The following is a 22459-nucleotide window of genomic DNA, read 5'->3' as shown; positions in this document are numbered from 1 at the left end:
ATAAAATTTTTATATATATATGTCTATTTTATTACAATAAAATACTTTATTATAAAGCACATAGGTAATTTGATCTGAAGCTAAACTTTTACTGTAATTTACAACATAAAGAACGTTGATCTTTTACATATGATAAAAGATTGTTCATATCAGCATGAGTGGATCGATTGACCTCCAGTTTTGTGGATATGATTTTGTTGTCGATAATGTGTAATCTGGTCACAGTTTAGAGAAACTGCAGTTATTGTTCATGCTTTGCTGGGTGGAGAGCTTAGTTTTTTTTAAACATTGTTGTAACTTTTTCGCTTAATATATTAATTAAGTACAACATGAAGCACGATAATGACTTAGAGATATTGAGAATTTATTAAATATTAAAAATTACCTATCATTTATAGGAAAATATGCTAAATTCTATTATAAAATTAGCATTCGGCGTTGAATATGACGGAACTCATTATTGCGGATGGCAGAGACAGCGTGAAGCGCATAGCGTACAAGAAGAGTTGGAACGAGCAATAGCAAAAATTGCTAATCACGTGATCAATGTAGTTTGCGCAGGACGTACAGATGCAGGGGTCCATGCTATTGGGCAAGTTATTCATTTTGAAACTATATCTAAACGTAAGGATATCGCCTGGATAAGAGGCGTTAATTCTCATTTGCCAGCGGATATTGTTGTCTGTTGGGTAAAAGTGATGCCAAATTCGTTCCATGCGCGTTTTAGTGCTATTTCGCGAAGCTATCGGTATATAATCTATAATCACCCGCATCATCGTTCTGCTATTTTTTCCGCTGGTGTTACATATTTTGGTGATTTTTTAGACACGGATAAAATGCAACGTTCAGCTCAGTGTCTTTTGGGTGAAAATGATTTCACATCATTTCGTTCTAGGCAATGTCAATCACAGAGCCCGAAGAGATCTGTGATTGATCTTACCGTAACAAGGCATGGTTTATATGTTTTTATTGATATCCAGGCTAACTCCTTTGTTCATCATATGGTGAGAAACATCGTCGGTAGCTTAATAGAGGTTGGTTGTGGTCATCAACCTGAGGATTGGATCGGTAATGTTTTATTAAACAAAAATCGTCAACTAGCTGCTGCGACTGCATATGCTCAGGGGCTATATTTAATGTTAGTTCGCTATCCTCTTTATTATTCAGTTCCTCAGACTTCAGCAGAAACTTTTTCTTTAATTCATTGACTATCTACACCATTGGTAGATTAATGACTATTGTGGTTTTTTAAAAATAAAAAATGCTCAGGCAGCGTGTAAGAGCTGTGATTCAAAATGCACAAGTTGCTATTACACACCGAACATGATATTGGGTGGATCTAGTTCAAAAAAGTGAAAAAAATGCAATAGCAGTACAGGTAGTATATTATTAATATAATAATATTATTTATTATTTATTATTTATTATTTATTATTTATTATTTATTATTTATTATTTATTATTTATTATTTATTATTTAAATTATTATTTAATTAATTTAATAATTTAACTAATTTAACTAATTTAACTAATTTAACTAATTTAACTAATTTAATTAAATTAATTTAATTAATTCAATTAATAATTTTATTATTAATGTGCATTTATTATATGATTTTTTATTTACTCTGTATGAATACCCAATATTCAACTGTATTCTGTAATTTAAAATTAATTTAAAATTTAAGTTTAGTTTCGGTGTAGGTTGCTTATTGTATGATCAAAGACAACATAAAAAACATTCGTCAGCGTATCTTGGTGGCAACAGAAAAATGTAAGCGCGACCCAAAAGAAGTGACTTTACTAGCAGTTAGTAAAGCTAAAACTATTACTGACATTAAGCATGCAATAGTGGTGGGGCAAGATTGTTTTGGTGAAAACTACATACAGGAAGGAGTAGAAAAAATTCAACTTTTGCTTAATCTAGGTTTGACGTGGCATTTTATCGGCCCAGTGCAATCTAACAAAAGTCGTTTGGTAGCGAAATATTTTGATTGGTGTCAGAGTATCCATTCTGTAAAATGTGCCGATCGTCTTAATTATCAGCGTGAAACTTCCCGAAAGCCATTAAATGTATTAATTCAGATCAATATTAACAATGAAAAAACGAAATCAGGTGTGTCATTAGAAAAGCTCTCGGTATTAGCACAACACGTATCTGAATTGCCAAACTTAAGATTCAGAGGTTTAATGGCAATTCCAGCACTAAAAGACAGTTATCACCGTCAATTGATAGTTTATCAAAAAATATCAGAGGTATTTCAAAATTTACAGGATACATATCCTAGTATTGATACTTTATCTTTAGGAATGAGTCATGATATGGAAATTGCAATTATAGCAGGTAGCACGATGGTTCGCATTGGTACTGCAATTTTTGGTACTCGAGGGCGAGCATAAATTTAGTTAGTTTTAAGTTCTATAGACAATACGCCAATCAACATTTTACTTTAGGAGTCTCATGCTCGCATTGATTTTTTTAGTAACCATTATTATAACCACGTATATCAAGGTCTTGTTATTACATATCTGGTTACAGTGGGTGAATTGTGATTGTTATAATCCATTGTCACAGCTGACAATAAAAATCACCAGGCCTGTGCTTGATCCATTCCATCGTATTTTTACATATACTGGATCATGGGATGTGGTTGCATTATTTATAGCATACATGATAAGTGTAGTATCAGCACCAGTAATTTTAAAGGTATTTCGCTTAGAGCCTATTTTCTTTTATTTTGGGTTAGTGCTATTACTGAAATCCGTAGGGACGCTAGTGTTTTGGGTTATGATGTCACGATCATTGACTGGTTGGGTTGGTCATGGACGCAGTGCCATTGATTATGTGTTGATACAGTTGACAGAGCCATTAATGATACCAATTCGTCGACTTATTCCACCTGTAAGTGGTGTCGATTTCTCGATGATGGTGGTTATGATGATACTGTATATGTTAAATTTTTTAGGCGCAGAATATATGCCTGGTTGGGTTAATCTTTAAAATCATTAACCTCTAACTCTAAAAGCATTAACCTTTAAGATCTAGTAGAAGTCGTATCTTCATTACATAATTACAACATAATTACATTACAACGTTTTGCATTAGTAATATCAGTAATATCATTTTTGCTTTGTGTAATTACTGAAGTGGGTAGTGTGGTTGGAATAGCGACAAGATAAGCGGTTGTTAAGTTTTATTTTCATTTTTCTTGTAAGAGCCCATAGTAGTATCCTCATGGATACGTGATAATAGTTATATTTGTATTGAATTGTATTGAATTTTTATATTTAATATTCATATTTAGTTATTCAGTGATTTAGTTATTTAGTGATTATGAGTGAGTTATTTAGATATGATTATAGTTAATTATTGTAGTTATTACATATGTATGAATAGCATTATTAATACATTCATGCCTAACTATGAGTATTCAGATCTAACTATTAAAATGTAGACTAATCTTATATTTAAGACTATGTTTTGTAGTAGGCATCTTGACTGATGTTAGTGACCTAAATAAAAAAAATATCACTTACCCCTTGAAAGAGCATTAATATAACCACATCTATCTAATTGTAGAGGTCGCTTACTGTTTATCGTATAGTTGGCTTTTATCTGAAACTAACAAGGTTACTCAAAGGAGAGCTAACAATGAAAATTCGCCCCTTACATGATCGTGTAATAGTCAAGCGTGCAGAAGCTGAATCTAAGTCATCTGGTGGCATTGTACTGACTGGTACTGCTGCAGGAAAATCCACTCGTGGTGAAGTCATGGCAGTTGGTAATGGTCGGGTTCTGGACACTGGTGAAGTTAGACCTATGGATGTTAAAGTAGGTGATGTAGTTATCTTTAATGAAGGTTATGGCGTTAAAACTGAAAAAATTGATAATGAAGAAGTTTTAATTCTTTCAGAGAGTGATATTCTAGCGGTTGTTGAGGCATAAAAATTAGATTATATCTTATATTTGATTATATCTATAGCGATTATATCTATAGCACTGAATACTTGACGAATGTTAATATCATATCATAAGGAAAATATCAAATGGCAGCTAAAGATGTAAAGTTCGGTAATGATGCGCGCGTAAAAATGTTGCGTGGAGTTAATATATTAGCTGATGCAGTGAAAGTAACTTTAGGACCAAAAGGTCGCAATGTAATTCTTGATAAGTCTTTTGGTGCGCCCAATATCACTAAAGACGGTGTATCTGTAGCTCGTGAAATAGAACTTGAAGACAAGTTTGAAAATATGGGTGCTCAGATGGTGAAAGAAGTAGCCTCTAAGGCTAATGAAGCTGCTGGTGATGGAACAACCACCGCAACTGTATTGGCTCAGTCTATTGTAAATGAAGGTCTTAAAGCAGTGGCCGCTAGTATGAATCCAATGGATTTGAAGCGCGGTATTGATAAAGCAGTGATTGCTGCCGTAGAGGAGTTAAAAAAATTATCAGTTCCATGCAATGACTATAAAGGCATTGCTCAAGTAGGTACTATTTCGGCAAATGCTGATGAAACTGTTGGTGAGCTTATCGCAAAGGCAATGGAAAAAGTAGGAAAAGAAGGTGTTATTAGTGTTGAGGAAGGTACTAGTCTTCAGGATGAGTTAGCTGTTGTAGAAGGTATGCAGTTTGATCGTGGTTATTTATCTCCTTACTTTATTAACAAGCCAGACACTGGTTCTGTAGAGTTAGAGTCTCCTTTTATCTTGCTTATAGATAAAAAACTGTCTAATATTCGTGAACTTTTACCTACATTGGAGTCTGTTGCTAAAGCTGGAAAATCACTATTAATTATTGCAGAAGATGTTGAAGGTGAGGCATTAGCTACTTTAGTCGTGAATACTATGCGTGGCATCGTTAAAGTGGCTGCGGTAAAAGCACCAGGATTTGGAGATCGCCGTAAAGCAATGTTACAGGATATAGCAGTGTTGACTGGTGGTACTGTTATTTCAGAAGAGCTCGGCATGGAGTTAGAAAAAGCCGTTGTAGAAGATATGGGTCAGGCAAAACGGGTCGTGGTTACTAAAGATACCACAACAATTATTGATGGTAGTGGTAAAGAAGCGGCTATCGCAGGTCGTGTAACGCAAATTCGTCAACAGATAGAAGAAGCGACTTCAGATTATGATCGTGAAAAACTTCAAGAGCGTGTTGCAAAACTCGCAGGTGGTGTGGCTGTAGTTAAAGTAGGCGCAGCAACTGAAGTTGAAATGAAAGAGAAAAAAGCACGCGTTGAGGATGCTCTGAATGCTACTCGCGCCGCAGTTGATGAAGGCGTAGTAGCTGGTGGTGGTGTAGCTTTAGTAAGAGTCGCATCGTTACTTGCAGATTTGCGTGGTCAGAATGAAGATCAAAACGTAGGTATCAAAGTGGCTTTACGCGCGATGGAATCTCCAATGCGTCAGATCGTTTCTAACGCTGGTGCAGAGGCTTCTGTCGTAACTAATACTGTAAAATTAGGCGAAGGTAATTACGGTTATAACGCCCAAACTGAAGAGTATGGAGACATGATTGGTTTCGGAATTCTTGATCCAACCAAAGTGACTCGCTCTGCGTTGCAATACGCATCTTCTGTTGCTGGGCTAATGATTACTACTGAATGTATGGTAACAGATTTACCTAAAGGTGATGCACCTGATGTTGGCGCAGCAACTAATAGTGGTATGGGTGGTGGTATGGGCGGCATGATGTAATGTCGCTTTCTTGACTGCACCCTCTACCTTCAAGTAGAGGGTGCTAATCATTTACTTCTTAAAGAAGTTTGTTGTTATATTGTTATATAAATAAGCAACCTTAGAACAGATAGTGAACCAAATACTATAATTCTGAACTAGCATTATCTCTGAACCTCTGATTGTGCTATAAAAGACTCGCTACCTCTTCAATAGTAATGTTATAATAAAGTGAAATCTTTTAAAAAAAAGTTGACTTGATAAAATAAAGGTGTATGCTATATTACTTATAGCAGGAAGTATTGAAGTTTCTTAAAAAATTTCTGCCGTTCTTTAACAATTTATCAGAAAATCTGTGTGGGCACTCAAAGGATGTTTATCAGCACCAAAAGTGCTAAGATATATATAGTCTTTAAGAGCGAACTACTAATGTAACTATATACTACTATATAGTTTAGTATTTTAGTAGTATATACTACTACTAAAATTCGTAGTAGTATAATTTTTAGTAATTCATTGCTAAAAATAATATTTAGTATATATATTTTATACTAGTATTTTATACTAATAATAAATTTTATACTAATAATATATTAAAATATATACGATATATAAAATATATAAAATATAAAATTAGTATATCGTTCATGCTTTAACGTTACTGAGTATTGAGTATCGTTCTCAGTGATAGAATCGAATTTAATTGAAGAGTTTGATCATGGCTCAGATTGAACGCTGGCGGCAGGCCTAACACATGCAAGTCGAACGGTAGCGGAAAGAAGCTTGCTTCTTTGACGACGAGTGGCGAACGGGTGAGTAATATCTGGGAAACTGCCCGATGGAGGGGAATAACCACTGGAAACGGTGGCTAATACCGCATAATGTCTTCTGACCAAAGTGGGGGATCATTTGACCTCACACCATCGGATGTGCCCAGATGGGATTAGCTTATAGGTGAGGTAATGGCTCACCTAGGCGACGATCCCTAGCTGGTCTGAGAGGATGACCAGCCACACTGGAACTGAGACACGGTCCAGACTCCTGCGGGAGGCAGCAGTGGGGAATATTGCACAATGGGCGAAAGCCTGATGCAGCCATGCCGCGTGTATGAAGAAGGCCCTCGGGTTGTAAAGTACTTTCAGCGGGAAAGAAATAAATGGAGCTAATAACTTCATCTATTGACGTTACCCGCAAAAGAAGCACCGGCTAACTCCGTGCCAGCAGCCGCGGTAATACGGAGGGTGCGAGCGTTAATCGGAATTACTGGGCGTAAAGGGCACGTAGGCGGACTATCAAGTCGGATGTGAAATCCCTGGGCTTAACCTGGGAACTGCATTCGAAACTGGTAGACTAGAGTTTCGTAGAGGGGGGTAGAATTCTAGGTGTAGCGGTGAAATGCGTAGAGATCTGGAGGAATACCGATGGCGAAGGCGTCCCCCTGGACGAAAACTGACGCTCAGGTGCGAAAGCGTGGGGAGCAAACAGGATTAGATACCCTGGTAGTCCATGCCGTAAACAATGTCGACTTGGAGGTTGTTCCCGAGTGGAGTGGCTTCCGTAGCTAACGCGTTAAGTCGACCGCCTGGGGAGTACGGCCGCAAGGTTAAAACTCAAATGAATTGACGGGGGCCCGCACAAGCGGTGGAGCATGTGGTTTAATTCGATGCAACGCGAAAAACCTTACCTAACCTTGACATCCATAGAATTTTATAGAAATATGAAAGTGCCTTCGGGAACTATGAGACAGGTGCTGCATGGCTGTCGTCAGCTCGTGTTGTGAAATGTTGGGTTAAGTCCCGCAACGAGCGCAACCCTTATCCTTTGTTGCCATCGATTCGGTCGGGAACTCAAAGGAGACTGCCGGTGATAAACTGGAGGAAGGTGGGGATGACGTCAAGTCATCATGGCCCTTATGGTTAGGGCTACACACGTGCTACAATGGTGTACACAAAGAGAAGCTACCTCGCGAGAGCAAGCGGACCTCATAAAATACATCGTAGTCCGGATCGGAGTCTGCAACTCGACTCCGTGAAGTCGGAATCGCTAGTAATCGTGGATTAGAATGCCACGGTGAATACGTTCCCGGGCCTTGTACACACCGCCCGTCACACCATGGGAGTGGATTGCAAAAGAAGTAGGTAGCTTAACTTTCGGGAGGGCGCCTACCACTTTGTGGTTCATGACTGGGGTGAAGTCGTAACAAGGTAACCGTAGGGGAACCTGCGGTTGGATCACCTCCTTAACTTAATGATAGCATCCCGCGAAGTGTCCACACAGATTTTTTGATGAATCAAAATAAACAAGCAAAATCTTTGTAGGCTTGTAGCTCAGGTGGTTAGAGCGCACCCCTGATAAGGGTGAGGTCGGTGGTTCAAGTCCACTCAGGCCTACCAATTTTATACATGATACTTTCAGGTTACACTGAAACAGTGTACGGCGCAAAATTAAACAGACAACTGCCTGAGCATAAATTTTGGAATTTTATATATTGAATTGGCTAGTTCATAATGACATATCTTTTAGTTCGATGGGGTTATAGCTCAGCTGGGAGAGCGCCTGCTTTGCACGCAGGGGGTCAGCGGTTCGAGCCCGCTTAACTCCACCATGTAGGCGATTGTAAAATATAAGTTTCTTAAAAAATATTTTTACTATAAAATATTTTTATTATATAATAAAATATTTTTATTATATAATAAAAATATTAGTTAGTATGTATCGTGCAGTGTGTGAACTGCACATATATTATAACTTATAACTTATAACTTATAACTTTTAATGTATAAATTTATAATTTATAGATAGTGTGTTATAGTGTGGTAGTAATTTTGATACTATGACTATAGTAACAAGTATAGCGCTCTTTAAAAATTTGAAACAAGCTGAGAATTTAGCAATTAGCAAGATAAACAATTCACAAGACGCTTGTGGGTTGTAAGGTTAAGTGAAAAGCGTACACGGTGGATGCCTAGGCAGTCAGAGGCGATGAAGGGCGTGCTAATCTGCGAAAAGCGTCGGGAAGGTGATATGAACCGTAATAGCCGACGATACCCGAATGGGGAAACCCGATGCAATTTATTGCATCATCATGTCATAAATTCATAGTGGCATGAGGCGAACCGGGGGAACTGAAACATCTAAGTACCTCGAGGAAAAGAAATCAATTGAGATTCCCTAAGTAGCGGCGAGCGAATGGGGAAACAGCCCAGAACCATCATCAGTGTTCGCATTAGCAGAAGCGATTGGAAAGTCGCACAATAAAGGGTGATAGTCCCGTACGCAAAAATGCGATAATTGTGAGTTCGAAGAGTAGGGCGGGACACGTGATATCCTGTTTGAATATGGGGGGACCATCCTCCAAGGCTAAATACTACTGACTGACCGATAGTGAACTAGTACCGTGAGGGAAAGGCGAAAAGAACCCCGATGAGGGGAGTGAAAAGAACCTGAAACCGTGTACGTACAAGCAGTAGAAGCATTTTTATGTGACTGCGTACCTTTTGTATAATGGGTCAGCGACTTGTATTTTGTAGCAAGGTTAACCGTATAGGGGAGCCGTAGGGAAACCGAGTCTTAAATGGGCGAAAGTTGCAGGATACAGACCCGAAACCCGGTGATCTAGCCACGGGCAGGTTGAAGGTTAGGTAACACTAACTGGAGGACCGAACCGACTAATGTTGAAAAATTAGCGGATGACCTATGGTTAGGGGTGAAAGGCCAATCAAACCGGGAGATAGCTGGTTCTCCCCGAAAGCTATTTAGGTAGCGCCTTGTAATCTCATCTTCGGGGGTAGAGCTCTGTTTTGGTCAGGGGGCCATACCGGCTTGCCAAGCCAATGCAAACTGCGAATACCGAAGAATGCAATTACTGGAGACACACGGCGGGTGCTAACGTCCGTCGTGAAGAGGGAAACAACCCAGACCGCCAGCTAAGGTCCCAAAGTCATGATTAAGTGGGAAACGATGTGAGAAGGCCCAGACAGCCAGGATGTTGGCTTAGAAGCAGCCATCATTTAAAGAAAGCGTAAAAGCTCACTGGTCGAGTCGGCTTGCGCGGAAGATGTAACGGGGCTAAATCATGCACCGAAGCTGCGGCATCGAACGCATCACTGAAAGTATATTTACATAAATACTTTCAGTGATGCGTTCGATGGGTAGGGGAGCGTTCTGTAAGTCGTTGAAGGCACGCTGTGAAGCGTGTTGGAGATATCAGAAGTGCGAATGCTGACATGAGTAACGATAAAGCGGGTGAAATGCCCGCTCGCCGAAAGACTAAGGGTTCCTGTCCAACGTTAATCGAGGCAGGGTTAGTCGACACCTAAGGTGAGGCCGAAAGGCGTAATCGATGGACAACAGGTTAATATTCCTGTACTAATCATGACTGCAAAGGGGGGACGGAGAAGGCTATGTTAGCCAGGCGTCGGTTGTCCTGGTTTAAGCATGTAGGTTGAGTGTTAGATAAACCCTTACGCTCAGATAGGCCGAGGTGTAACGACGAAGCGCTAAGGCGCTGAAGTAACAAATGCCATGCTTCCAGGAAAAGCCTCTAAGCATCAGGTCATGGTTGATCGTACCCCAAACCGACACAGGTAGTCAGGTAGAGCATACCGAGGCGCTTGAGAGAACCCGGGTGAAGGAACTAGGCAAAATGGTGCCGTAACTTCGGGAGAAGGCACGCTGGCACAAAGGTGAAGCGACATGCTCGTGGAGCTAAAGTCAGTCGAAGAAATCAGCTAGCTGCAACTGTTTATTAAAAACACAGCACTGTGCAAACACGAAAGTGGACGTATACGGTGTGACGCCTGCCCGGTGCCGGAAGGTTAATTGATGGGGTTATCTGTAAGGAAAAGCTCTTGATCGAAGCCCCGGTAAACGGCGGCCGTAACTATAACGGTCCTAAGGTAGCGAAATTCCTTGTCGGGTAAGTTCCGACCTGCACGAATGGCGTAATGATGGCTAGGCTGTCTCCACCCGGGACTCAGTGAAATTGAATTCGCTGTGAAGATGCAGTGTACCCGCGGCAAGACGGAAAGACCCCGTGAACCTTTACTATAGCTTGACACTGAACACTGATCTTTAATGTGTAGGATAGGTGGGAGGCTATGAAACGAAAACGCTAGTTATCGTGGAGCCATTCTTGAAATACCACCCTTTAAAGTTTATTGTTCTAACCTAGCGCCGTTAACCGGCGTGGGGACAGTGTCTGGTGGGTAGTTTGACTGGGGCGGTCTCCTCCTAAAGAGTAACGGAGGAGCACTAAGGTCAGCTAATCACGGTCGGATATCGTGAGGTTAGTGCAATGGCATAAGCTGGCTTGACTGCGAGAGTGACGATTCGAGCAGGTGCGAAAGCAGGTCATAATGATCCGGTGGTTCTGAATGGAAGGGCCATCGCTCAACGAATAAAAGGTACTCCGGGGATAACAGGCTGATACCGCCCAAGAGTTCATATCGACGGCGGTGTTTGGCACCTCGATGTCGGCTCATCACATCCCGGGGCTGAAGCAGGTCCCAAGGGTACGGTTGTTCGCCGTTTAAAGTGGTACGCGAGCTGGGTTTAGAACGTCGTGAGACAGTTCGGTCCCTATCTGCCGTGGGCGTTGGAAAATTGAGAGGGGTTGCCCCTAGTACGAGAGGACCGGGGTGAACGTACCGCTGGTGTTCGGGTTGTCATGCCAATGGCATTGCCCGGTAGCTACGTACGGAAAAGATAAGCGCTGAAAGCATATAAGCGCGAAACTTGCCTCAAGATGAGTTTTCCCAGATTCTAAAAGAGTCCTAAAGGGACGTTGAAGACTACGACGTTGATAGGTCGGGTGTGTAAGCATAGCAATATGTTGAGCTAACCGATACTAATGACCCGTGAGGCTTAACCTTACAACACCAGAAGCGTCTTCTAATGCAAAATTGGAATCATATAACATTCAGCTTGTAATAAAGAGATTGTTTTTTAAATTAAACACCAATCATCCATCATTAAATAGATACAATAATCTTGTCTAGCGGCCATAGCGCGGTGGCTCCACCTGATCCCATGCCGAACTCAGAAGTGAAACGCCGTAGTGCCGATGGTAGTGTGGGGTCTCCCCATGTGAGAGTAGGGAACTGCTAGGCATCAAATCAAAAAGACCACCTAATATCGGTGGTCTTTTATTTTATACATTCACACGTAAGAATTTTATAGATCAGTAGGATAAAATCCTATAATTATTAACGTAACCAATTTGGTATATGTGTCATACCTTGTGCATGCTCTAACAGGTAAGACTTAATACCTGGCAGTTGATTTACCATTCGAAGCAAGCTATCACGTAAAATTTTTTTTCCTAAATGATCACCCATGAATATTCTATAGCACCCCTCTGTGCTCAGTAATATTTTATGTGTGTTATACCTGCGTTGTCTCTCATAACGGCGTAGATATTGATACTTACCAATATCCTTACCTTGATGTTGCAGGCGGCGAACTTCACCAATAAGTTCGGCTGCATCCATAAGGCCAATGTTTAAACCTTGGCCTGCTAAAGGATGAATGGTATGTGCAGAGTTTCCGACCAAAACCAGTCGGTTGGAAATCAATTTTTGTGCATAACATCCTTGCAATGGAAAGACCTGGCGTGAGCCTACTACATTACATAGTCCAAGTCTGACATCAAAGCTGACTGACAACTTCTGATTGAATACTCTTTCTGAGGCGTTCATTAAATATTCAGCTTTCTCTGGTGGCAGAGACCATACAATGGCGCTTAAATATGGGTCTTTCAGAGGAAGAAAAGCAAGCACACTGTTAGCGTGGAATACTTGATAAGCTGCGTCTTTATGAGGGATTTCTGTACGAATATTAGCAATTAGCGCATGATGTCTGTAATCCCAAAATAATGCTGGTATTTTAGCATGTTGGCGAAGCCATGAGTGTGTTCCGTCTGCTGCAACTATTAGACTAGTAGAGATCATAGTACCATTTGTAAACGAAATTAGAGCTTCTTTATCCGTAACAGAAACCCCTGTGATCTTTTTTCGTATGACAATTGTCATATGATTTAGATTGCTTACATGCTGCCAAAGTAGACCATGTACCTCTTGGTTTTCAATAACATATCCTAGAGGGCGCAAATGATTTTTTGTTAAACCTTCGTCAAAATTAATATATCCAAAACTATCTCGTTCCCAAGCCTCTACACGATAGAAAGCACTAGTATTCGTATTTAATATATGATTCCATATACCAAAGTATTGGAATAATAGCTTGCTCGCTTGATTTAAGGCTGAGAAGCGTTTTGCATTAGGAAATAAAATGTCTTTATCTATATCAGGCCTTGGTAAAACCGATTCGATTATGACTACCCGGAGGCCTATATCTTTTAAGCCATAAGCTACTGATAATCCAACAATCCCACCTCCAAAAATAACTATATCATAGTGATCCATTACTTTTCTCTCTTAACTTTTTAGCCAACCTAAAGTCCATTGAGCAAGTATATTGCGTAGTTGCGGTATGTGATCTATTATTGCCATACCTAGCGTACGCCCCATTACTAGTAGCGCTTCCTTACTAGAAAATATATTAACTAGCCCATTAGTGATATTAATAGTTGTTTGTACATCTAGTTTTCGCAATTTCTGATAGCGCTGTAGGGTTCTATACTCTCCTGCATCCTTTCCGCTGTTCCAGGCGATTTGTAAAGTATCTAATAATGACATAACGTCACGAATTCCAAGGTTACAGCCCTGTCCAGCAACAGGATGCAAGGTGTGTGCGGCATCTCCAATGAAAATTAGGCGATGAGATATATTTTGACTGATAATTTGTAATTGTAATGGGTAAATTTGCCTTTTTCCGGTACCTGTCAGATGCCCCAGACGCCAACCAAATGCTTTTTGTAGTTCCATCAGGAATTCCTGATCACTCCAATGAGATATTGCCTCTTTATTTGATGTGGCTTGGCACCAGACCAGAGAGCTATATCCATTTGCGATTGGTAGCATTGCAAGTGGTCCTTCACTAGTGAATCTTTCAAATGCCCATCCTTTATGTTCTAACTGTGTAGAAATGGTAGCTACAACCGCTATTTGCGGATAATCACAACAGTATCGCTTAATACCGCAAAGCTTAGCAACATTAGATGATGATCCATCAGCAGCAATTAATAAGGTGCCGTAAAGTATTTTATGATCGTCTAGGGTAACACGAACAAAATCTTTTGTACGTTCGATAGAGGAAATTTTATTTGGACAATATAAGGCAATTCCGGGCGTAGCTTTCAGACGAGCAAATAATCTCTTGAGCGCGCTCTTTAATTCTATAACATATCCTAACGAAGAGACACCGTAGTCTGTTGCATTAAGCACAATAGAACTAGGTAGACCACGATCACTAATATGAATGTTGGTAATTGCGGTAGCAATAGGCGCAAGAGATGACCAAATATTAAGAGCGGATAGTTTTTTATAAGTAGCTTCAGATAGTGCAATACTACGTCCAGCATCATTTAAAGCAAAACGTGTGCTGGGATCTAATCCTTCTACTAAATTTACTACTTGCCTACCTTGTGTTTCATAAGCAATAGCCAGCGCTAAGGTGACACCAACTACTCCCCCCCCCACGACAATAATGCTCATAATTTTTTTTTATTTATCATTAAGGTTTCAATTGTCCTGATATCTTTTTCTGCAAGAACAGTTAGGTTCTCATTACCATCTTTTGTAATAAGAATGTCATCTTCAATGCGAATACCAATACCGAGATACTCCTTAGGTACATTTGCATCAGGAGGAATGTAGATGCCTGGTTCAATTGTAAGGACCATGCCCGGTTCTAATACACGATTATAGTTTGTACCATAATTACCTACATCATGTACATCTAAACCAAGCCAATGACTAAGCTTGTGCATGAAAAACTTATTGAGAGCGTCACTCTCAATAAGAGCCTCCTCATGACCATGTAGAATCTTTAATTGTATAAGTCGTCTTGTTATCATTCGTGTTACACATTTGGTAACGTACAAGATAGTAGCTCCAGGTTTGTATAGCGAGAGTCCTAAATTAATTGCATCCAATACAATACTATAAATAGCGCGCTGAGGTGTAGTAAACGCTCCATTTACTGGAATAGTTCTTGTAACGTCTCCAGCATAACCCTGTAATTCACAACCGGCATCAATGAGCACCAGCTCTCCAGATTTCATCTGTTTTTCGTTATTATTGTAATGCAAAATACAGGCGTTTTTTCCTGAAGCAATAATTGTATTATACGACGAAAATCGTGCTCCGTATCTACTGAATTCATATTGAATTTCACCCTCTAGCTGATATTCATACATGTCTGGAGATAAGCATGACATGGCACGCTGATGAGCTAGAGCGCTAATACGTCCTGCTTTTCGTAATAAATCTTGTTCTGCTTTAGATTTAACCAGGCGCATCTCATGAACCCATGGGCGCCAGTCAGCTATTCTGATTGGGGGGGAGGACTTCCGAGATGCACCTTTGTGCAGTTTATCCAAGACGCTGAAAAGAATGGTATCCGCAAAACTATCCTGTCCCTGTGCATGATAGATAATCTTTAAGCTATTGAGAAAAAGGCATATATTATTGCTCATGGTATCCCAGGGAAATGCATAGTCCACTGATAGTTGAGAAAGTGCAGCTTCTTGCCCAAGGCAATTACCAAGCCAAACCTGAGTCCTGAAGGTAGACCTGCGATTAAAAAGAACGCTACAGTTTTGGTAAGTGGCGCTTTTTATTAACAAAAGAGCTGCTTCTGATTCATTAAAACCAGTAAAATACCAAAAGTCACTATTTTGTCGATAAGGATACGCGCTATCTTTGCTTCTTATAACCACTGGTGCGGCAAAAAATAATGCCCCGCTAGATGGGGTCATTTTAGATAATAGTGCTTTCCGACGATGTAAAAATTCTTTTTTAGTCATTATGGATTCTGCAGAGATATTGAAGAAAGTTTATTAACAGAATGTAGCAGTAGTAAAGTGGAGCAGTGTGTTCTAATAGTACGTCATTATCCGATCATAAAGATCATGATATACAGTATATCTAGTTTTATTGTGATAGATCAATAATCTATACTGCATTATAAGATTATAATTTAGCATAAATAGCACCTACAGAGATATGTATAACAACAGGGTTAGTATTAGTGATTGTTTCAGTTAGCATTAGAAGATTGGGGTACAGGCAATATATCTTTTATTTTAATCGTAACAGAATAATGAATTAGGCACGAAAGGATTATAAAAACATACCTGATATTGGGAATCAAGTTTCTTGTATATCTGAAGAAGAACACTCAAGAAGAAGATAAGGCAATAGATATACCTTTTGAAGGTCATCTTGAGTAAGATACAGAATAGCAATAGACTTGTTACAATAATTAAAAGATTGATTGCTTTATTTTGGCATGGCAATATATTTAATTATTCAATTGCACTCTAAATAAGAGTGTGATAGTGGCTAATAAAAGGATAAAGTAGAGGCATCTAGGATCGGATAATCTCTAAAACACATCAGAGGAGAGATCGTAAAATATGTATATTAGTAATATTATTCTTATTGGTATCAGTAATTTATTAGGGGTGAATATGTCAAAACTGTAAGTGTTTTTGATAGCATAGATAAAAGTAGATAAAATTTTTATAACAAGCTGTGTGTGTGATAGAACATTGTTTTTGCATTAGTAACACTACTTTTGACGCCTAACTCTCAATAAATGTATAAGTATATACTGTAGAAAATTTGATCTTTTAGTTTTGAGCTATAGGATCACAACTGATTATCTCTATATGTATTAATTGTTAATGCTATCTGTTTTAACGATACAGTGCTTGCTTTGACATACAATACACCTAGAATTATGATTCTAAAGAATGTGCCTACGACTTTCAAGCTGTAAAATCGTATTTCAATTTTATAAAAATAGAAGATATGCAAATCATTTATAATTTGTAAATATTACTAATATAGCTATGTTTAATAGGATAATAATCCTATATCGGATTAATGATGTCTGATTGATTTAGTTTGGTTATTATTGCATAAATAATTTTTACTATCTGGTTTAGGTTAAAATACAAAAAATAATCAGAATAATCCAATGCTTGCGGAATCGGTAGATGTGTATATTTGGGGATACGCATTACGAGTTTATTCTCCTTTAGAGCAGAGAGAAGCATTGCATGTAGCTGCAGAAGATCTCATAAAAAAGTTAACGGATTTAAAAACTCGCACCAAGATGACCAATACCGACCAATTACTTTTTAGTACTGTATGGAATCTTTGCTATGCATTAGCGCAAGAGGCACTTCAACAAAAGAATGATCAAGAATGCATGTCACAACGTATAAAAATATTATACGTAACTGCAGAAAAATCTCTATGCAATGTAAAAACAGTGTTAGCGCATTAGACGAATATTAGTGATACACAAATACAAAACTATGTATATTTTATACTTGAAAGAGTTTCTTAGATCCTATCTACTGAGAGTAGTGAGAGTGAAAATTCTCTATAATTTAATATCAAGTGTTATGTTTTATTCTATGTATATCATAAGGGTCTTATCTGATATGTATTTATTGATATGTATTTATCGATGATAAATAATAACATATCATGTCTTGTAGTATAGCATAAATAATGGTGAATTTTTAATTTCAGGATGCTAGAAAGTATTCTGTATAGTATCAAAGTTTATTTGGTTTTTGGTTTTAGGTTACCATATAAAATACTCGTAATAATAACAAACTGAATCTAGTGTACTCAATAAAGCACTGAAAGTTGTGTTAGTCTAAGGCGTTGACTCATCATAGATACACGAAATAGGTTTAAGAGTTTGTACTACAGATTGTTTTTAGAAACAAATAGCCATACTATAATTATTATTAGATTTTTTTGTGTACTGCCGTAAAAATACTATATAGATCTTCATCACTACGTGCGGATCGCAGACGACGCAAAATTGATTGATCTGCTAATCGCTTCGCTACCAAAGATAGTGTATATAAGTGAGTTTTACATTGATCTACTGGTACCAATAACGCAAATAAAAGATCTACGGGTTGATTGTCAAGGGCATCAAAAACGATAGGTCTTTCAAGACGTAAAAAAACACCGGTAGTATGTAGGGCGTGTTCTGCTAATGTACCATGTGGGATCGCAATACCATTTCCAATGCCAGTACTTCCCATGTTTTCACGTGTTTCTATTGCGTCTAAAATCATTTTCTGTGGTAAACTCAGTTGATTAGCTGCGATGCCACTAATAATTTCTAAGGCCCCTTTTTTGCTGTTACAACACACATCATGACGCGTACATGATACGTTCAGTAACGTGCTAAGCTCTAGTTGAGAATCATTATTTATCATATATTTACTTACTTATATATTGTTAAGAGATAAATAGCACTGCATTTCATACAAAAAATAAAGAATAATTATTTATTAGAAAAGTTAAGAATACATATAGTCATAGTCTCTCTTTGTTTAAAAAGTTCCCTATAATTATAATATTAGAGCTTCACATGACTTAATAATATGTTTTTGCCATTAGTTTATATAGTGAGCAAAATCTAATCGCGAGCGTAATAGATATTATTTATGCTTTCAGTGGACTGTATTTATATACTATAAAATTCAATCAATTTAAATAATTTAAATATTTTTATGCAAATAATATAAGTCTTTGTATATTTTTTGCATCCTGGACACGCCATAGAATGTGGTGTGATAAGCTATGTATTATATAGGGTAATATTGATCTTGTTTTGTGGCATGGTTATAGCAAGAAAAACCTAAACATAGATAATAACTTGTATTATTTCTACCTTATATCTAAAAGTCGTATTCAATTACTGAGATAGTCATGAGATAGGAATAATTCCTACGGTGATCGTTTTATAACGTTACCAGTCAAACTATTTTCTGATATATCATGAACTAATGCATAAATATTTTAAAAAATAAGATTTATATTGGTAGCTGGATCAGCAACGAACATCTGGTTCTGTTTATACGTATTAATGAGAAAACACCGAATAGCTATATATTAAATAATTTCATATAGTATATACTGCTCTAGTATATATGATTTATAATTGATGATCATCAAACCATACTCATGAGATAACGTCTAAGATTATAGAGCCATTATATTCATGCATCTTCAAGCATAAAGCCTCCTATGGAAGATAAAATTGATAGTACTTGGTACTATATTCTTTTGATAAACGTATAATTGTGTTTTATATATTGCAAAATGCAATAAAATTATAGATTCTTCTTGAAGAAGTATTGTATTAATCAAAGCTTTATAGATAAAGTCCTTGCAGTGCATACCAAGAAAATCGTTATGCAGGTTCTAGTTTTGTAAACATAATTAAAAGAGATATAGCTAAATAATACTTATTATTAGAAGAGATTATTCTATTTTAGAGGCATCATGCTAATGAATAATTCTATACATCTCTATTGGATATGTTATTTTTAGCTATACTAGTGTCATATAGTTGAGAACTGATTTGTAATATCTCTATATTCTGCACCCTAACAATTACTGATGATATAAGATCTTCTATATTTAGATTGTAATCTATACTTAAATTTTAATTGTTTTTGTACCTGTTTGGCCCTAATAGTAAGAAAATGATTACGTTAAATTCAAATATTTATCCGTAATATTAAATAGTATGAATTGTATTCCTTGTTAACAGGATTCTTTCCTGAACATCTACAGAGATTTAACCTCTATTGAGTGAACACCAAGAATGCAAACGACAGTAGCTTTTGCCATGTAGATACATAGAAGAGGTGGTTTTTCTAAATGATGTTTTGAGAATATATCGTACAGGATAGAAAATCATTTTTATGTCATCGTTCTATATGAGAGTCTGTCTAGATTATCCAATCATTGACAACACTACTATTTTTAGTAGATGAAATATCTATTTAAAGTCTAAACCCTGAGCCTAGATAGACACGCTGTACTTGCTCGTCTAACAGGATACTTTTTGGAACGCCATGAGAAATTAAATGTCCTTGATTAACAATATATGCACGTTCACACACTGATAATGTTTCACGGACATTATGGTCAGTAATTAATACACCTAAACCATTATTTCGAAGATACTGTATAATATTTTTTATATCTGTTACTGAGATTGGATCTATACCAGCAAAAGGCTCATCTAAGAGAATAAATTTTGGATTGGCCGCTAGCGCACGTGCAATTTCCACGCGCCGCCGTTCACCACCAGATAATGTTTGTCCCATTTTACCACGTAGGTGATAACCTATATGAAACTCGTCTAATAACTCATTAGCACGATTTTTACGTTGTTTTTTAGTGAGGTCATGACGTATTTCTAGCACGGACATTAAATTATCTAAAACACTTAGACGTCTAAAAATAGAGCTTTCTTGTGGGAGATACCCAATTCCGCGGCGTGCTCTTGCATATAGTGGAAGCAGACTAATATCTTCTTGATCAAGCATAATTCGTCCTGAGTCACGAGATATAATTCCTACCACCATATAGAATGTTGTTGTTTTTCCTGCACCATTAGGTCCAAGTAAACCAACAATTTCTCCTGATCTAACATGAAGGCTGATACCTTTGACTATCATACGGCCCTTGTAAGTTTTTATTAGATTCTCTACAAATAATGTTGACATATTAGTGATTTTTATTTTTTAATGGCATTAAAGATTTATAGTTATCCTGTAATTCTGAAGGAACGAGAATCGTAGTAATGCGCTTAGCATGATTACTAATAGCCTGTATTTTCTGTTCTTTCATAAAGTAGGTAAGATGATCGCATTGTATGTTGCTATTGAGTTGCTTCAGAGAAGCATCCCCAATTAATTCTAACTTATCACTTTCTAATTCATAATGAATTTTTTTTGCGCACCCCTGAACTGGGGTGTTATTATCTTGCATTTGATAGAATGTAGTCAGATCGCCATACGCATCAACAATCATTTTTTTATTATCTCCATTTGGACGTATCATAATAACCTGAACGGCTAAGATTCGAATCGTACCCTGGGTTAAGCGAACATTACCGGAAGCTATTGCAGTATTGCTTTTCACATCAACCGTCTGTTTGTCTGACGTTATATAAACGGGTTGACTAAAATCTCTAAGCAGTGCAAGAGAGGGTATGCTATATATTAGACAAAGTCCGCTGATACATATGTTTATGATTGTGGCTTCTATTTTGGATTTCATAAGAAGTTTTCACTTCATCAATTAATTCTGCTGTTTTATTACGTAAATTTCCATGTATTTTTATACTAGTGGATTTAAAGTTACGACCATATAGCATAACACTGCCTTCAGCAGTAATATCTTGCGTTACTAAGCTGATTATTGCGTTATTTGTTTTAATTTGTTTTATCTCTATTTCATCAGCAAGGCTATCAACTAGAACATTTCCATATAAATATAACATATTGTCATGAGTAAGTTTAGCTTGATTGGCGTGTATCTTCCAGGTGGGCAGTTTTGTATCGTCATACGTCTCAATTATTGGGTTAATAAACCAGCTAATTTTATGATGAGAATAGTATTGAGCTTTATCGGCCATTATATGGTAAGATATAGAGCCTTTACTATTGTACACTAATACGTGTAAGTTAGTACTAATATGAATGGGCTCGGTAACCTGATCACTAATATTGCAGATGTCTTCTATATTGTTATAAATTGTAAGTACTCCAAAAAATAAAAGGATAATCATAGAAACTATCAATGCTATTACCCAGTTTTTTGTTTTATTCATCACGACTAGAGGTGCAGTCTATGGTCATTTTACCTTGTGATATCAGAATTAAGTCACAAATTTCTCGTACAGCTCCGCATCCACCGGCAATCTGCGTGATATAGTGAGCTTTAGCGAGCAATATTGGATGGGCGTCAGATACTGCAATATTTAAACCTACTTGTAGCATCACTGGTAAGTCCGCTAGATCGTCACCAATATATGCTACTTCATGCGCACTAAGTTTGAGTTTTTCTAAAATTAAATGGAATGGTCTGGTTTTATCAGACTTACCTTGATACAGGTGTTTAATGCCTAAAGTGGCACAGCGCTCTTCGAGAGCTTTAGATTGGCGCCCTGTAATCACTGCAACTTCAATTTTAGCGGTTAACAAGCAATGAATTCCATATCCATCACGTATATGAAAACTTTGAAATTTTTCACCATTATCACCTTGGTAAATTATTCCATTGGACATGACGCCGTCTACATCACAAATTAATAATTTTACCTGTTTTGCTTTTTGGATTACTGGTAGAGCTACCGGTCCGTAGACAGTTGAAATAAAACTATGCGTATCATTCATCATTATTGTTCACTTGTTATGGTACTGTCGGGTTAGTTAGAGTATATCAACATGCGCGAGTAATCTGAATATTATAGGTGATGTGATATGAAAAATACTTTATGGGTATATATAATAGTCTTAAATCAGAGCTAATTCTTTAATTTTGATCTTATTTATGCACTATATGGTATGCATGTAGCCACTATAATAACTGGATTCTCGGAATCAGTGAAAGGTTTTAGCCTATTTCTTATTTATGAAATCATATGCCATATTCTAAAGGCTTGGATGGTAAGCACGTATGACCCAAAATCTTGGCATTGCATAGTATTTTGTTGTATGCGTTAGTTTTGAAGGTTTCAGCTAAAAGAAAAATATTTTAGGTAAAACAAAAAGGTCTATATATTAGAGTTAGTTTCCCGAAAATCAGTATTAGTATACTAGTAT

The 22459-nt window shown here is 37.5% G+C and carries 14 protein-coding genes, 2 tRNA genes and 3 rRNA genes; 11 read left to right on the top strand and 8 right to left on the bottom strand.

From position 1 onward, the window contains the following. Nucleotides 1–404 precede the first annotated feature (404 nt). The 10 genes from truA (at nucleotide 405) to rrf (ending at nucleotide 11783) form a co-directional block, all read left to right on the top strand. Entirely contained in the window at nucleotides 405–1208 is an 804-nt protein-coding gene (truA, locus tag CIPSTX3056_RS03290; RefSeq protein WP_072666490.1) for a tRNA pseudouridine(38-40) synthase TruA, read from the top strand. 508 nt (nucleotides 1209–1716) lie between these two features. Further along, entirely contained in the window at nucleotides 1717–2400 is a 684-nt protein-coding gene (locus CIPSTX3056_RS03285) for a YggS family pyridoxal phosphate-dependent enzyme (protein ID WP_072666489.1), read from the top strand. Between the two features lie 61 nt (nucleotides 2401–2461). Then, nucleotides 2462–3001, top strand: a complete 540-nt coding sequence (locus tag CIPSTX3056_RS03280; protein ID WP_072666488.1) for a YggT family protein — start codon at nucleotides 2462–2464, stop codon at nucleotides 2999–3001. Between the two features lie 651 nt (nucleotides 3002–3652). Further along, entirely contained in the window at nucleotides 3653–3946 is a 294-nt protein-coding gene (locus CIPSTX3056_RS03275; RefSeq protein WP_072666487.1) for a co-chaperone GroES, read from the top strand. 101 nt (nucleotides 3947–4047) lie between these two features. Next, on the top strand, nucleotides 4048–5694 hold the full coding sequence (groL, locus tag CIPSTX3056_RS03270; protein ID WP_072666486.1) for a chaperonin GroEL: 1647 nt from the start codon (nucleotides 4048–4050) through the stop codon (nucleotides 5692–5694). A 679-nt stretch (nucleotides 5695–6373) separates the two neighbouring features. Next, nucleotides 6374–7915 (top strand): 16S ribosomal RNA (locus CIPSTX3056_RS03265). A 74-nt stretch (nucleotides 7916–7989) separates the two neighbouring features. After that, nucleotides 7990–8066, top strand: a tRNA-Ile gene (locus CIPSTX3056_RS03260). A gap of 136 nt (nucleotides 8067–8202) precedes the next feature. After that, nucleotides 8203–8278: transfer RNA gene (locus CIPSTX3056_RS03255), tRNA-Ala, on the top strand. Between the two features lie 330 nt (nucleotides 8279–8608). Beyond that, nucleotides 8609–11546, top strand: a 23S ribosomal RNA gene (locus CIPSTX3056_RS03250). 121 nt (nucleotides 11547–11667) lie between these two features. Then, nucleotides 11668–11783: ribosomal RNA gene (rrf, locus tag CIPSTX3056_RS03245) — 5S ribosomal RNA — on the top strand. The 16S, 23S and 5S rRNA genes sit together here with 2 tRNA genes alongside, the layout of an rRNA operon. 96 nt (nucleotides 11784–11879) lie before the next feature. Here the strand turns inward: rrf and CIPSTX3056_RS03240 are convergent. The 3 genes from CIPSTX3056_RS03240 to pepP are packed head-to-tail and all read right to left on the bottom strand — an operon-like array spanning nucleotide 11880 to nucleotide 15601. Next, nucleotides 11880–13097 (bottom strand): FAD-dependent monooxygenase, encoded by a 1218-nt coding sequence (locus tag CIPSTX3056_RS03240; RefSeq protein WP_072666485.1) that lies wholly within the window; start codon nucleotides 13095–13097, stop codon nucleotides 11880–11882. A gap of 12 nt (nucleotides 13098–13109) precedes the next feature. Then, a complete protein-coding gene (ubiH, locus tag CIPSTX3056_RS03235) occupies nucleotides 13110–14288 on the bottom strand; it encodes a 2-octaprenyl-6-methoxyphenyl hydroxylase (protein WP_072666484.1) in 1179 nt (392 codons plus the stop codon). Continuing rightward, nucleotides 14285–15601, bottom strand: a complete 1317-nt coding sequence (gene pepP / locus CIPSTX3056_RS03230; RefSeq protein WP_072666483.1) for a Xaa-Pro aminopeptidase — start codon at nucleotides 15599–15601, stop codon at nucleotides 14285–14287. The genes ubiH and pepP overlap by 4 nt, the downstream gene beginning before the upstream one ends. Before the next feature lie 1178 nt (nucleotides 15602–16779). Between pepP and zapA the strand changes: the two genes are divergently transcribed. Beyond that, a complete protein-coding gene (gene zapA, locus CIPSTX3056_RS03225; protein WP_072666482.1) occupies nucleotides 16780–17091 on the top strand; it encodes a cell division protein ZapA in 312 nt (103 codons plus the stop codon). A gap of 475 nt (nucleotides 17092–17566) precedes the next feature. Here zapA and ptsN read toward each other — a convergent pair whose 3' ends face one another. The 5 genes from ptsN to kdsC form a co-directional block, all read right to left on the bottom strand. Continuing rightward, nucleotides 17567–18049 (bottom strand): PTS IIA-like nitrogen regulatory protein PtsN, encoded by a 483-nt coding sequence (ptsN, locus tag CIPSTX3056_RS03220; protein ID WP_072666481.1) that lies wholly within the window; start codon nucleotides 18047–18049, stop codon nucleotides 17567–17569. 1578 nt (nucleotides 18050–19627) lie between these two features. Further along, nucleotides 19628–20356 carry an LPS export ABC transporter ATP-binding protein gene (gene lptB, locus CIPSTX3056_RS03215; protein ID WP_072666480.1) on the bottom strand — a complete coding sequence of 243 codons (729 nt, stop codon included), beginning with the start codon at nucleotides 20354–20356 and terminating at the stop codon, nucleotides 19628–19630. A gap of 1 nt (nucleotide 20357) precedes the next feature. Then, entirely contained in the window at nucleotides 20358–20912 is a 555-nt protein-coding gene (gene lptA, locus CIPSTX3056_RS03210) for a lipopolysaccharide transport periplasmic protein LptA (protein ID WP_072666479.1), read from the bottom strand. After that, on the bottom strand, nucleotides 20848–21465 hold the full coding sequence (lptC, locus tag CIPSTX3056_RS03205) for an LPS export ABC transporter periplasmic protein LptC (RefSeq protein ID WP_072666478.1): 618 nt from the start codon (nucleotides 21463–21465) through the stop codon (nucleotides 20848–20850). The genes lptA and lptC overlap by 65 nt, the downstream gene beginning before the upstream one ends. Continuing rightward, nucleotides 21458–22030: a 3-deoxy-manno-octulosonate-8-phosphatase KdsC gene (gene kdsC / locus CIPSTX3056_RS03200; protein ID WP_072666545.1), complete on the bottom strand. Its 573-nt coding sequence runs from the start codon at nucleotides 22028–22030 to the stop codon at nucleotides 21458–21460. The genes lptC and kdsC overlap by 8 nt, the downstream gene beginning before the upstream one ends. Nucleotides 22031–22459: the final 429 nt, after the last annotated feature.

Source organism: Candidatus Erwinia haradaeae (assembly GCF_900698965.1).
In the GTDB taxonomy this organism is placed as follows: Bacteria; Pseudomonadota; Gammaproteobacteria; order Enterobacterales; family Enterobacteriaceae; genus Erwinia_E; species Erwinia_E haradaeae_A.
Note: the sequence above shows the minus strand (reverse complement) of the source record. Positions and strands in the feature narration are given on the sequence as shown.

What these genes read in the sequence shown, in the direction of transcription:
- CIPSTX3056_RS03280 (WP_072666488.1), top strand. Translation starts at nt 2,462, where the DNA reads ATGCTCGCATTGATTTTTTTAGTAACCATTATTATAACCACGTATATC.
- truA (WP_072666490.1), top strand. Translation starts at nt 405, where the DNA reads ATGCTAAATTCTATTATAAAATTAGCATTCGGCGTTGAATATGACGGA.
- zapA (WP_072666482.1), top strand. Translation starts at nt 16,780, where the DNA reads ATGCTTGCGGAATCGGTAGATGTGTATATTTGGGGATACGCATTACGA.
- lptB (WP_072666480.1), bottom strand. Translation starts at nt 20,356, where the DNA reads ATGTCAACATTATTTGTAGAGAATCTAATAAAAACTTACAAGGGCCGT.
- lptA (WP_072666479.1), bottom strand. Translation starts at nt 20,912, where the DNA reads ATGAAATCCAAAATAGAAGCCACAATCATAAACATATGTATCAGCGGA.
- kdsC (WP_072666545.1), bottom strand. Translation starts at nt 22,030, where the DNA reads ATGAATGATACGCATAGTTTTATTTCAACTGTCTACGGACCGGTAGCT.
- ubiH (WP_072666484.1), bottom strand. Translation starts at nt 14,288, where the DNA reads ATGAGCATTATTGTCGTGGGGGGGGGAGTAGTTGGTGTCACCTTAGCG.
- CIPSTX3056_RS03275 (WP_072666487.1), top strand. Translation starts at nt 3,653, where the DNA reads ATGAAAATTCGCCCCTTACATGATCGTGTAATAGTCAAGCGTGCAGAA.
- groL (WP_072666486.1), top strand. Translation starts at nt 4,048, where the DNA reads ATGGCAGCTAAAGATGTAAAGTTCGGTAATGATGCGCGCGTAAAAATG.
- ptsN (WP_072666481.1), bottom strand. Translation starts at nt 18,049, where the DNA reads ATGATAAATAATGATTCTCAACTAGAGCTTAGCACGTTACTGAACGTA.
- CIPSTX3056_RS03285 (WP_072666489.1), top strand. Translation starts at nt 1,717, where the DNA reads ATGATCAAAGACAACATAAAAAACATTCGTCAGCGTATCTTGGTGGCA.
- CIPSTX3056_RS03240 (WP_072666485.1), bottom strand. Translation starts at nt 13,097, where the DNA reads ATGGATCACTATGATATAGTTATTTTTGGAGGTGGGATTGTTGGATTA.
- pepP (WP_072666483.1), bottom strand. Translation starts at nt 15,601, where the DNA reads ATGACTAAAAAAGAATTTTTACATCGTCGGAAAGCACTATTATCTAAA.
- lptC (WP_072666478.1), bottom strand. Translation starts at nt 21,465, where the DNA reads ATGAATAAAACAAAAAACTGGGTAATAGCATTGATAGTTTCTATGATT.